This window comes from Mesorhizobium sp. M5C.F.Ca.IN.020.32.2.1 (genome assembly GCF_004023105.1).
Taxonomy (GTDB): Bacteria; Pseudomonadota; Alphaproteobacteria; order Rhizobiales; family Rhizobiaceae; genus Mesorhizobium; species Mesorhizobium wenxiniae.
The window spans coordinates 1-11865 of sequence record NZ_RZSX01000082.1 but is presented as its reverse complement, the minus strand read 5'-3'; the positions used below and the strand labels follow the sequence as shown (position 1 = coordinate 11865).

At 64.1% G+C, this 11865-nt stretch carries 10 protein-coding genes; all 10 read right to left on the bottom strand.

Annotated elements, in window-relative coordinates:
* Positions 1–41 precede the first annotated feature (41 nt).
* Positions 42–2654: an NADH-quinone oxidoreductase subunit NuoG gene (gene nuoG / locus EOA86_RS06550; RefSeq protein WP_127208040.1), complete on the bottom strand. Its 2613-nt coding sequence runs from the start codon at positions 2652–2654 to the stop codon at positions 42–44.
* Between the two features lie 31 nt (positions 2655–2685).
* Positions 2686–3951, bottom strand: coding sequence for an NADH-quinone oxidoreductase subunit NuoF (nuoF, locus tag EOA86_RS06545; protein ID WP_065007027.1), 1266 nt, complete (start codon positions 3949–3951; stop codon positions 2686–2688).
* A 5-nt stretch (positions 3952–3956) separates the two neighbouring features.
* The gene (nuoE, locus tag EOA86_RS06540) at positions 3957–4469 is read right to left on the bottom strand and encodes an NADH-quinone oxidoreductase subunit NuoE (protein WP_065007026.1); all 513 of its coding nucleotides are present in this window, start codon (positions 4467–4469) and stop codon (positions 3957–3959) included.
* A gap of 18 nt (positions 4470–4487) precedes the next feature.
* Complete coding sequence (gene nuoD / locus EOA86_RS06535) at positions 4488–5702, bottom strand: NADH dehydrogenase (quinone) subunit D (protein ID WP_127208039.1); 1215 nt, start codon at positions 5700–5702, stop codon at positions 4488–4490.
* A gap of 28 nt (positions 5703–5730) precedes the next feature.
* Entirely contained in the window at positions 5731–6267 is a 537-nt protein-coding gene (locus tag EOA86_RS06530) for an NADH-quinone oxidoreductase subunit C (protein ID WP_065007024.1), read from the bottom strand.
* Positions 6264–6767: an NADH-quinone oxidoreductase subunit B gene (locus tag EOA86_RS06525; RefSeq protein WP_127208038.1), complete on the bottom strand. Its 504-nt coding sequence runs from the start codon at positions 6765–6767 to the stop codon at positions 6264–6266. Before EOA86_RS06525 ends, EOA86_RS06530 begins: the two co-directional genes overlap by 4 nt.
* On the bottom strand, positions 6755–7120 hold the full coding sequence (locus tag EOA86_RS06520; RefSeq protein WP_023800384.1) for an NADH-quinone oxidoreductase subunit A: 366 nt from the start codon (positions 7118–7120) through the stop codon (positions 6755–6757). The genes EOA86_RS06525 and EOA86_RS06520 overlap by 13 nt, the downstream gene beginning before the upstream one ends.
* Before the next feature lie 152 nt (positions 7121–7272).
* Positions 7273–8712, bottom strand: coding sequence for an NADH-quinone oxidoreductase subunit N (locus EOA86_RS06515; RefSeq protein ID WP_128341039.1), 1440 nt, complete (start codon positions 8710–8712; stop codon positions 7273–7275).
* Positions 8709–10184 carry an NADH-quinone oxidoreductase subunit M gene (locus EOA86_RS06510; RefSeq protein WP_127211130.1) on the bottom strand — a complete coding sequence of 492 codons (1476 nt, stop codon included), beginning with the start codon at positions 10182–10184 and terminating at the stop codon, positions 8709–8711. Before EOA86_RS06510 ends, EOA86_RS06515 begins: the two co-directional genes overlap by 4 nt.
* A gap of 7 nt (positions 10185–10191) precedes the next feature.
* The coding region (locus EOA86_RS06505) for a Na(+)/H(+) antiporter subunit D (RefSeq protein WP_128341038.1) at positions 10192–11865 on the bottom strand (1674 nt) is incomplete at its 5' end.

Sequence of the window (11865 nt, the reverse complement as noted above, 5' to 3'; positions counted from 1 at the left end):
ACAGCCCTTATCACTGAGGATACGAACCCCGGGGGAGCCGATTAGGGTGAACTGCCCGGAAGCTCGGCAATGCCTCGGCCGCGACTTTCAGGGCGCGCCTCGACTCCGGTGGCGAAGGCAGCGTGCGCCTTTTGAACCTCCACCGGACAAGGGTATTCGCCCCGCCGCATAAGGCTGTTGAGACGCAGGTCTCTATAGTTTTCCGGCACGAACACGAGCCTCCCGGGAAAATGCCTATTGACCTTGAGCTGCGCCCTCAGTTCGCCCTGGGTGGATCGTACGATCACCTGATCGCGATCCGAAAGGCCAAGCTGCGCGGCGTCCCACGCGCTCATCTCAACATACGGGTCATCCGCCACCGTATTTAGGATCTCCGAGCGTTCGGAAAGATATCCATTGTGGAACAGGCAGTTGCCGGTGACCAACATGAGCCGGTCGGCCGCATTCGGGTTAGGCGGAGGGGCGAAGAACTCGCCAGCCGGCGGCGTCGGGTCCGCCGTGGTGAATGCTCCGTCAGCGCCAAGCCCGTCCTGCGTCAGCCCTTGGTAGGCCGGAACCAGCCGGGCAATCTCGCGGAGGATTTCGCCTTGCATCGACGGTTGCATTGCCTGGTTGCGGAGCGCTGCGACGAAGTCCAAGATCGCCAGATTGCCCCGCGCCTCGAAGGCGGGTTCGCGGAACTTGCGGACCGCCTGGATCCGGCCCTCGTTGTTGGTGAAGGTGCCGGATTCCTCTCCATAACCCGCCGCAGGCAGGACGACATCGGCCAGACCCACGGTATCGGTGAGGAAGGTGTCCTGCACGATCAGGAGATCGGTGGCATCGAGCGCCCGCTTGACGAATCCCCGGTCGGGATAGGTCATCAGGGGGTCGCTTCCGACGATATAAAGCGCGCCTACCCGCCCCTTGTCACAAAGCGCCAGCATTGCGTCGAGATCCGCGCCCGGCTCAGGCGGAATTTCGGCGCCCCAGGCCCGTATGAGAGCTGTGCGCGCCGTGTGATCGCCGACCGGGCGCAGCCCCGGCAGGGCCGCCGGCAGAACCCCCATGTCCCAGGCGCCCAGCTGGTTGGCTCGGTCGAAGAGGAACTGCATCGCCGGGCCCTTGCCGAGCACGCGGAGCACCCGCAGCAGGTTGGTGAGCTGCTGCAGCGTTGCGCGCGCTTCGGAAAGCCTCAGGAGGTCGGCGCTGACAAGCACAGCGACGCTCCCGCCGTCCAGCAGCGCAGCGGCTAGACGGTCCGGCCCGTCGCTGCCGGTAGTCGCTGGTGCCCAGCCGGCTGCCGCGCCGACGCCCCCAAGAACCTCGCTCGGCAAGGCTTGGCCGGCCGCCGCCACGAGACCGGCCACCACTGCGGCAAGGGCCGCAGCCTCAGCGCCCGGAGCAACACGAACGACCGCTCGGGCATCGGTGTCCAGCCGGGATGGCCTCGCCGAGAGCATGAGCAACCTGGTCTGCCTCCGCCGCGCCGCGTCTCGCAGCAGGTATTCAGTGACCGGGTTCTCGTCGGTCACGTTGCCACCGACGACAAGCACGCAGTCGTTGCCGATCACCTCCTCCAGCGGCGCGCGGCTGTAGAAGCCCGCCACCGACGGGCCGAGCGTCTCGAAGGGCGTGGACCAGCGCGACGAGCAGTCGATGTTGTTGGTCCGGAATACCGTCCGCATCAGCTTCTGGAACTGATAAAGCACCTCGTTGGGCAGGCGCGGCGAGGCCAGCCCGCCCGCAGCCTTGCTCTCGACGGCCGACAGGCGCCGGCGCAGGTAGTCCCCGGCTTCGTCCCAGGAAACCGGAACCAGTGCGCCGTCACGACGGATCATCGGCCGCTTGATCCGGTCCCGGCTCCCGACGAAGTCGAGGCCGAAGCGCCCCCGCACGCAGAGCGTTTCGCGATTGACGCCATGCTCCCACTTCGAGCGGACCCGCATGAACTCGCCCTTGCGCGCGCCGACGGTGAGCTGGCAGCCGGTGCCGCAATGCGGGCAGACCGTGTCGGTCTCGACCAGATCCCAGGGCCGTGCCTTGTAGCGATAGGGGAAGCTCATCAGCGCGCCGACCGGGCAGACCTCGACGCAATTGCCGCACTGGTCGCAACTCGCGAGGCTGCCCTCGAAGCCGGTAACGGCGGTATCCATGCCTTTTTCGATGGTGCCCAAGGCGACCGCTCCGACCACGTCCTCGCACATCCGGACGCAGCGCTGGCACTGGATGCAGCGGTTGACGTTCATGATGATGACGGGGCTGAGACGGATGTCCTCGGAGTGGAACACACGTTTGGCATCGCGGAATCGGCTTTCCCGGGGCCCGTATGCCATCACCATGTCCTGAAGCTCGCACTCGCCGCCCTTGTCACAGATCGGGCAGTCGAGGGGGTGGTTGGCAAGCAGCATGTCGAGCATGGAAGAGCGCGTTTCGTCGATTAGCGGCGTGTTAGTCCGCACCACCATGCCGTCGGTGACCGCGGTGGCGCAGGAAGGCTGCAGCCGCCGCTGCCCTTCGATCTCCACTAGGCACATGCGGCAGGAGGCCAGCGCCGGCAGCCGCTTCAGATAGCAGAAGGTCGGGATTGCGATGCCCAAACGCTCGGCAGCCTGCAGCACCGTAGAGCCTGCGTCCACTTCCAGCGTTTGTTCATCGATCGTGACGCTAACCATGACTTCTTGCGGGCTTCTCCCTGCGCGCTCCTTAGTGAAGCGAGCACCTGCCCTCCTCGATATGGGCGACGAATTCATGCTCGAAATGCGCCAGTGCCGCCCGCAGCCCCATAGCCGCGCCGTCACCCAGAGCGCAGAACGTGTTGCCGAAAATGCCCTTGCAGAGCGATTCCAGCTGTTCCAGATCGTCCGGCGCGCCCTGCCCTGTCTCGACCCGGCGCAGCACTTTCACCACCCAGTTCAGCCCTTCGCGGCAAGGCGTGCATTTCCCGCAGGACTCGTGGTGGAAGAACTCGATGATTCGGGTGGCGACCTTGACCATGCAGGTCGAGTCGTCGATCACGATCACTCCGGCTGAGCCAAGCATCGAGCCGACCGCAGCCAGCGAGTCGAAGTCCATCCCGACATCCAGCCCGCGCTCGGGGATCAGCGGCGCCGAGACCCCGCCGGGGATCACCGCCTTGATCCTGCGCCCCGGCGGCGGCCCCCCGGCGCGGTCCTCGACCAGTTCACGCAGCGATATGCCCATCGGCAGTTCGTAAAGGCCCGGGTTCCGCACGTGCCCGCTGAGGCAATAAAGCTTCGGACCGGGGCTCTTGTCAGGGCCGATGCTGCGAAACCAGTCCGGCCCCCGCGCCACGATATGCGGCACGCAGACCAGCGTCTCGACATTGTTGATCACGGTCGGGCTGGCGTAGAGCCCCGCGACCGCCGGAAATGGCGGTTTCAGACGGGGCTGCGCCCGCTTGCCTTCGAGCGAGTCGAGCATCGCCGTCTCCTCGCCGCAGATATATGCGCCGGCGCCGCAATGGATGTGCACGACGAAATTAAAATCCGAGCCCAGAATCCGTGTTCCCAGATAACCCTTCGCATGGGCCTCGGCGATCGCCTGCTTCAGCCGGTGGATCGCCAGCACATATTCCCCGCGGATGTAGACATAGGCGGTTTCCGCCCCGATCGCGTAGGCGCTGATCACCATGCCCTCGATCAGTTGGTGCGGATCACGCTCCATGATGATCCGGTCCTTGAACGTGCCGGGCTCGCCCTCATCGGCGTTGCAGCACAGGTATTTCGGCTTGTCGGCCCGTTTCGGCACGAAGCTCCATTTCAACCCGGTCGGGAATCCGGCGCCGCCGCGACCACGCAGGTTCGATTGCTTGACGAGGTCGATGATCTCGTCGGGCGTGTGCTCGCGCAGCGCCTTCGCCAGCGCCTGGTAGCCGCCGCCGGCCTCATAGCTCGAAAGCAGATGGCCATCCGGCACGTCCATGTTTCTGAGAAGGACCGGTTCGAACATGGCGGCTATTCACCCGGCGGTCCTGCGGCGGCGAGTTCGGCGCCAGTCGCTTGCCCTGCCGCCGCGCGCAGCCTGTCCAAGAGCGCGTCGATCCGCGCAATGTCGAGGTCGCCGTGATAGTCGTCGCCGACCTGCATCACCGGGGCCATCTCGCAAGCGCCGAGGCATTCGACGGTCGAAAGCGTGAACAGCCCGTCCGGGGTCGTGCCGCCCTTTTCGATCCCCAGCACAGTCTCCAGATGCCTCAGCAGGTCCTCGGATCGGCGCAGCATACAGGATAGGTTGTCGCAGAGTTGCAGGTGGAACAGGCCCACCGGCTCGGTATGGAAGAGGGTGTAGAAGGTCGCCAATTCGTAGACCCAGACCCGCTCGACACCGAGGATGTCGGAGACCTCTTCCAACACCGGGCCGGGTAGATGGCCATGTTCCTTTTGCGCGATCAGAAGCGCGGGCATGATCGCCGAGCGCTGGTCGGGATACCGCGCCGCCGCCGCCTCGATCTGTTCGCGCATGTTCATGGCGTCCAAAATCTCCTGCTACTTGTCCACCTCGGCCATCACAGGGTCGAGGCTGCCCAGCACGGCGATCATGTCCGCCAGGTAGCGGGCATTGCCGACCCCGAACAGTCCCTGAAGGTTGACGAATGACGGTGCCCGCACTTTCATCCGGAACGGTTTTTGCGACCCGTCGCTGATGATGTAGAACCCGAGCTCGCCCTTTGGCGCCTCGATCGCCGAATAGACCTCGCCCTTCGGCACCTTGAAGCCATAGGCCGAGAGGTCGAAATGCTGGATCAGCGCCTCCATCGAGCAGTGCACCCTGTCCTTATCCACTGGGAAAGCGATGGTCGGCATATCGATCTGGAACGGCCCCTCGGGCATCTGGTCAAGGCATTGCTCGATGATCCGGACGCTCTCGCGCATCTCCTCGACGCGGCATTGCCAGCGCGCGTAGCAATCGCCCTCATCGCGGGTAATGACGTTGAAAGCCAACCGGTCGTAGATCTCATAGGGCTCGTCGCGGCGGATGTCCCAGTCGACGCCCGAGGCCCGCAAGTTCGGGCCGCTCAGGCCAAGATCGATGCCATCCTCGGCGGAGATCACGCCGATCCCTTGCGTGCGCTTCAGGAACACCCGGTTGTTCTCGATCAGCCGTTCATAATCGCGGATCCGGTTCGGGAAGATGTCGCAGAACTCCCTGATCTTGGGGAAGAACCCGTCGGGCAGATCCTCGCGCACGCCGCCGACCCTGCAGAAAGAGGTGTGCATACGCGCCCCGCTGATCATCTCCAACAGGTCCATGATCATTTCACGCTCGCGCATGGCGTAAAGCAACGCGGTCATGGCGCCCAGGTCCATCGGCAACGCACCGGTGATCAGGAGGTGACCGGAGATCCGCGCGAGTTCGGCCATCAGCACGCGGATATATTGCGCGCGGATCGGCGCTTCGATGCCCAGGAGCTTCTCCACCGCTAGCGCGAAAGCGAGGTTGTTCGAGGGCGGGCAGAGGTAGTCGAGCCGGTCGGTTAGCGGAAAAATCTGGGTGTAAGTGAAGCTCTCGGCCAGCTTTTCGGTGCCGCGGTGGAGGTAGCCGATGTGTGGGTCCACGCGCGCGACATACTCGCCGTCCAGCTCAAGGACGAGCCGCAGCACCCCATGCGTGCTGGGATGCTGCGGGCCGAGGTTGAGAAGCACCTCCTTTGTGTCGAGCGCCTCACCTGCCGGCCTGCTCAGTTCCGTGACTTCGGTCATCTCACTTCCCAGCGTCGAACGGCCTCCCTTATGGAATGTCCTTGGTGGCGAGATCGGGCTGCGTCGGCGGCGGGCCTTCCGCGCCAAACGGGTTCAGCGTATCCTTGTAGCCCCGGAGCGGAAAGTCCTTGCGCTGCGGAAAGCCCTCGAAGCCTTCCCACATATAGATCCGGCGCAGGTCGGGATGGCCCTCGAACCGGATGCCATACATGTCCCAAGCCTCGCGCTCGTGCCAGTTGGCGGTCCGCCAGACTCCCGTCACCGACGGGACCCGCGGCGGATCGCCGAGGCGGCATTTGATCCGAACGCGCCATTTGTTCGGCAGCGAATAGAGGTGGTATACCGCCTCGTAGCGCAGCGTTTCGGGATAATGGTCGACCCCGCAGATGTCGGACAGGAAATCGAACCGCAGCGTCGGATGGCCCTTCAGGAATTGGCAGAGCTCGACGATCATGTCAGGCGGTGAGGCGAAAGCGTGAACCCCATGCGAGAAGTCAAGCTCCTCGATTTCCCCCCCGAAACGTTCCGCGATCAGGGTGCGGATGAGGGACGTCTCCACGCTCATGAGGCTACAACCCGGTCCAGAGGCGTCCCGGCCAGCGCGCGGGACCTCTTGATCTTCTCTTGGAGCAGAAGGATGCCATGCATCAGTGCCTCGGGCCGCGGCGGGCAGCCGGGCACATGCACGTCCACCGGCACGAAAGTCTCGGCCCCCTGCACCACGGCGTAAGTGTTGTAGACCCCGCCCGAGATCGCGCAGGTGCCCATGGCGATGACCCAGCGTGGCTCCGGCATCTGGTCGAAGAGCCGGCGCACGACCGGAGCGAACTTCCGCGTCACCGTGCCGGCGATGATCATCACGTCGGACTGGCGGGGCGAAGGTCGAAACACCACGCCGAAGCGGTCGAGGTCGTAGCGGGCGCAGCCGGCCGAAATCATCTCGATGGCGCAGCAGGCAATCCCGAAGGTCTCGGGCCAGAGCGCCGACCGCCGGCTCCAGCTGATGACGCTGTCGGCGGTGGTGAACAGCACGCTGTCGCGAATCGTTTCGCCTACTCCTCCCATTCCAGCGCTCCTTTCAGCCAGGCGTAGGCGAAGCCCACGATAAGCAGCAGCATGAAGACAAACATCTCGACATAGCCGACGAGCCCGATCTCCTTCAGCACGACGGCCCAGGGAAACAGGAACATCGCCTCGACGTCGAACACCACCAGCAGGATTGCTAGGATGAAGAACTGCACCCTAAAGCGGCCCCCGGCGGCCTCGCCGGCCGGGTCCATACCGCACTCATAGGGCATGTTCTTCGCGGGATAGGGGTTGGACGGGCGCAGGAGCGAGGAGACGAACAGCGTCGCCACGGCCACCAGGACAATTCCGGCGACCATGAAGAGAACCGGCAGGAATTCCATTCCAGTCATGTCGCGCTGCCCCGGTCACCCACCGAGGGCTTGCTCAAGCTGCGACCGACCAATCTTCTGGCCGGCGGTGCGGCCCTCGTGCAGCGACTAGGGCATCCTTTCGTAGCGCCAAGAGTATTCGGTTGGCCCGTTCATTGCAAATCCAATCGTAGTCAACCGCCGAACACGGAACTCTGGGCAAGCCTCAGAAACCACGCCGGAAACAGTCCGATGCCGATGGTGCCGGCGGCGGTCAAGGCGAGCGTGGTGCGGACGGACGGCGTCAGGGCAGGCTCGAACGCGCGCCCCGGCTCGCGCATGTAGATCACCATGACGATGCGGATGTAGAAGTAGGCGGCGACGGCGCTCAGCAGCACCGCGATCACCGCCAGCGTGACGAAACCCCGCTCGACGAGCGCCACCAGCACGTAGAACTTGGCGAAGAACCCGGCTGTCGGCGGAATGCCGGCGAGCGAGAACAGGTAGAGCAGCATCAGAAGCGCCAACCCGCGATGCGACTTGGCGAAGCCGGCGTAGTCCTCGATGACCTCGCCGGAGAAATCGCCATTCCGCATCATGATGACGATGCCGAAGATACCGAGATTCATGAAGGCGTAGATCAGCAGGTAGAGCATCACGCCGGCAATCCCGTCGGCGCCACCCGCCACCACGCCGAAGAGCGCGAAGCCCGCATGGGCGATGCTGGAATAGGCGAGCAGGCGCTTGAAATTGTCCTGCACCAGCGCCACGAAGCTGCCGAGCGCCATCGTCACCACCGCGATCACCGCGACGATGATCCAGGCGTCGGAAGCGGCGACCAGCGGGTTGAGGAACACGCGCAGGATCACCGCGAACCCCGCCGCCTTGGGGGCGACCGACATGAAGGCCGTGATTGTCGTCGGCGCGCCTTCATAGACGTCCGGCACCCACATGTGGAACGGCACCGCGCCGACCTTGAAGACCAGCCCCGCGACGATGAAGACCACCGCCAGGAGCAATCCGGGATCGAGCGGGTCGCCGATCACCGCCGCAGCCATCCCGTCCAGCTGCGTCGTGCCGGTGATCCCGTAGATCAGTGAGACGCCGTAGAGGAAGATTCCTGTCGAGACCCCGCCGAGAACCACGTATTTCAGCGCCGCCTCGTTCGACCGCCGCTCCTTCCTGAGGAAGCCGGTGAGCACATAGGTCGAGAGCGCCATCAGCTCAAGGCCGACATAGATAGACAGAAGATCGGTTGCCGAGGCCATGATCATCATGCCGGAAAGCGCAATGAGCAGCAGGACATAGTATTCGCTCAACGCGATCTCCTCGATCTCGGCATATTTTCGCGACAGGAGGAACGTCAGGATGGTCGAAAGGTAGAACACCATCTTGAAGAAGACCGCGAAGCGGTCGGCGATAAACATGCCCGAATAGGCCGGCCGCACCTCGCCCGCCAGTAACAGTGTCGCCAGGGCCGCAACCAGCACGGTTGCAGCGGAAGCCCAGACGAGGAAATGCCCCGGCCCCTTTGGCACAATCTGACCCAGGATCAGGAGGCTGCAGGCGCCGGTGACCACGACGATCTCGGGCAGGCTCGCAAGGATCGACTGGTAGAGCGCGGCGTCGGTCATGGGCCTTCCCCCCTGCCGTGCACCTGCGCCAGCAGATGCTTCGACGATGCGTCGATGATGTCGAGAAAGGGTTTCGGATAGAGCCCGACCCAGAGGACAAAGGCGGCCAGTGGCAGGATCGCCACCATCTCGCGGGCGTTCACGTCGCGTATCTTGAACGGCGCGCCGACGCTGGCCGGACCGAGCGCGACTTTCCTGTACATGCCAAGCAGGTAGGCCGCGCCCAGCAGAGCACCCAGAACGGCGGCGGCGCCGACAGCCAGATTGGCCGCAAACGCGCCCGACAGCACAAGCAACTCGCCCACGAACGAATTCGTTCCCGGCAGCGCCATCGACGACAGGGTGAACAGCGCAAGAAACGCGGTATAGACCGGCGCCGCCTTCATCAGCCCGCCATAATCCGCGATGCTGCGGGTATGGGTCCGCTCGTAGATCAGACCGACGAACAGGAACAACGCGCCCGTCGTTACGCCATGATTGAACATTTGCAGGATGCCGCCCTCGAGCCCACGGAGGTTCAACGTGAAAATTCCCAGCGTCACGAAGCCCATGTGGCTGATGCTGGAATAGGCAACCAGCTTCTTGAGGTCATCCTGCGCCAAGGCAAGCAACCCGCCATAGACGATCGCAAGCGCCGAAAGGGCCAGCATTAGCGTCGAATAATGCAGCGACGCCTCCGGCAGCATCGGTAGCGAGAATCGCAGGAACCCGTAGGCGCCCATCTTCAGGAGCACTCCGGCGAGGATGATGCTGCCCGCCGTCGGCGCCTGCACATGGGCGTCCGGCAGCCAGGTATGGACCGGGACCATCGGCACCTTGACTGCGAAGGCGATCAGGAAGGCAAAGAACAGCCAGGACTGAACCCGGAATGGCAAATCCTGCGCCGTCAGGGCGAGGATGTCGAAAGTCTCGCCGCCGTGGAAATAGAGCACGATGACACCGATCAGGAACAGAAGGCTGCCCGCCAGCGTGTAGAGGAAGAATTTGAACGCCGCATAGACCCGGCCGTCGCCACCCCAGACGCCGATGATTACGTACATCGGGATCAGCATCGCCTCCCAGAAGACGTAGAACAGGAACAGGTCGAGCGCGCAGAACACCCCCAGCATCAGCGCCTGCATGGCCAGCAGGCTGACCATGAACTCCTTCACCTTGCGGTCGATCGCGACCCACGAGGCGAGCACGCAGATCCAGCCCAGTAACGCAGTCAGGAATACAAAGAGCGCGCTGATTCCGTCGATGCCGAGCGCGTAAGTGATTCCGAGCGCGGGCACCCACGGGCGCGTCTCGGTGAACTGCATCTCGTGGGTAGTGGTGTCAAAGCCGGCCAGCATAGCGATGCAGAGAGCGAGGTCGAGGACGGTGACACCTAGCGCCGTCCACCGCACCGTCTCGTCGCTGCGGAGAAACATCAGAACCGCTGCCCCGGCGGCGGGCATGAACACGATGAGGCTAAGCAGCGGGACCGCCATCGCACCCCTACCGCCACACCACAGCGAAGACGGCGATGGCTGCGATCACACCTACGATCATGGCCAGCGCGTAATGGGTCACGACGCCGGTCTGCAACTGTCGCAGCGCGCCGCCACCGCGCAGGATCGAACGGGCGACGCCGTTGACGACGGCGTCCACACCGTTGAGATCGATCCGCAGTCCAGCCCGTGCGGTTCCATGCAGGAAGGGCAGCACCGCGGTCTCGGAGATGTCGCTCACCGCCTTCTCGTAACGCGCCAGCGGTTTTTCGGCGAGCCACGTGAAGTACCACGCGGCCCTGCGGTAGAACCAGTCGGTGTCGATACTGATGGTGTTCTCGGGGTCGAGCGCCCTGAGGAACAGCACGAAACCCAATGCGGTAAACATCAGTATGCCGAGGCTCTCGGTGATATGGACGCCGGTGTAGGGTTCGAAGTCGACCGGATGGGGCAGCAGCGCGTAAAGTAGTTGGGGGAACACCCCGATCGCGATGCACAGCACCGCCGCCATGCCCATTGCAACCAGCATGTTGCGGGGCGGCTCCCGCCCCTCCAGCCTCTGGTCCGTGCCGAAGAACATGTAATACGGGAGCTTGAGCCCAGTGTGCAGGAAGGTCCCCGACGACGCCATCGTCAGCGCCAGCACCACCAGCGCGCGGTGATCCTGCCCGGCGGCGGCCACCACCATCGATTTGGTCACGAAGCCCGAGAAGAACGGAAATGCCGAGATTGCGAAGGCGCCGACCATGTAGAGCGCCACGGTCAGCGGCATGGTCCTATAGAGCCCGCCAAGCTCGGTGAGCTTGCGCCGCCCGGTGACGTAGATCACCGCCCCCGCACCCATGAACAGGAGCGCCTTGTAGAGGATATGCGCGAAGGCATGGCTGGAAGCCCCGTTCACTGCCATCTCGGTCCCGATGCCGACGCCCGCCACCATGTAGCCCACCTGGCTGACGATGTGATAGGCCAGGAGCCGCCGGCAGTCGTTCTCCAGCACCGCGTAGATGACGCCGTAAAGCGCCATGATGGTGCCGAGCCAGACCAGAAGTTCGGTCCCCGGAAACGCCCGCGCCAGCACGTAGACGGCGGTCTTGGTGGTGAAGGCGCTCATGAACACCGCCCCGGTGACGGTCGCCTCCGGGTAGGCGTCAGTCAGCCAGGCGTTGAGCGGCGGCACCGCGGCGTTGAGCATGAACCCGGCAAGGATCAGGTAGGCGGCGACGTCCATCCCCCCGGCGATCGGGCCGAAGAGCAAGGAGCCGCTGGCGAGCCCGTGGAGAATGACGCCGCCGAGCAGGGCGACGCCGCCAGTGATATGGACCATGAGGTAGCGGAACGCGGCGCGGATCGCCTGCTCGCCTCCCTGGGCGAAAACCAGATAGGCAGAGGCAAACGCCATGGCTTCCCAGAACAAGAATAGGGTCAGGTAGTCGCCAGCAAACACCACGCCGAGCGCGCTGCCAGCATAGACGAACGCCGCCACATGCTCTCCGGCGCCCGTCAGGTGCAGCGCATAGACCATGCCGATCAGCGCCATAATGGTGAAAACGGTGGCGAAGACGATGCTCAGTTTGTCGACCTTCGCAATCAGGATTTCCTGCCCGATGAACTCCGCCGCGCCGTAGCTGCCTGGCTGCACGGTGAGCACGGCGAGGATCGCCAGCGTGGGAATCAATATCAG

Bases quoted from the DNA above. Each gene is read 5' to 3' on its own strand.
- nuoG (WP_127208040.1), bottom strand. From the start codon at position 2,654: ATGGTTAGCGTCACGATCGATGAACAAACGCTGGAAGTGGACGCAGGC.
- nuoF (WP_065007027.1), bottom strand. From the start codon at position 3,951: ATGTTCGAACCGGTCCTTCTCAGAAACATGGACGTGCCGGATGGCCAT.
- nuoE (WP_065007026.1), bottom strand. From the start codon at position 4,469: ATGAACATGCGCGAACAGATCGAGGCGGCGGCGGCGCGGTATCCCGAC.
- nuoD (WP_127208039.1), bottom strand. From the start codon at position 5,702: ATGACCGAAGTCACGGAACTGAGCAGGCCGGCAGGTGAGGCGCTCGAC.
- EOA86_RS06530 (WP_065007024.1), bottom strand. From the start codon at position 6,267: ATGAGCGTGGAGACGTCCCTCATCCGCACCCTGATCGCGGAACGTTTC.
- EOA86_RS06525 (WP_127208038.1), bottom strand. From the start codon at position 6,767: ATGGGAGGAGTAGGCGAAACGATTCGCGACAGCGTGCTGTTCACCACC.
- EOA86_RS06520 (WP_023800384.1), bottom strand. From the start codon at position 7,120: ATGACTGGAATGGAATTCCTGCCGGTTCTCTTCATGGTCGCCGGAATT.
- EOA86_RS06515 (WP_128341039.1), bottom strand. From the start codon at position 8,712: ATGACCGACGCCGCGCTCTACCAGTCGATCCTTGCGAGCCTGCCCGAG.
- EOA86_RS06510 (WP_127211130.1), bottom strand. From the start codon at position 10,184: ATGGCGGTCCCGCTGCTTAGCCTCATCGTGTTCATGCCCGCCGCCGGG.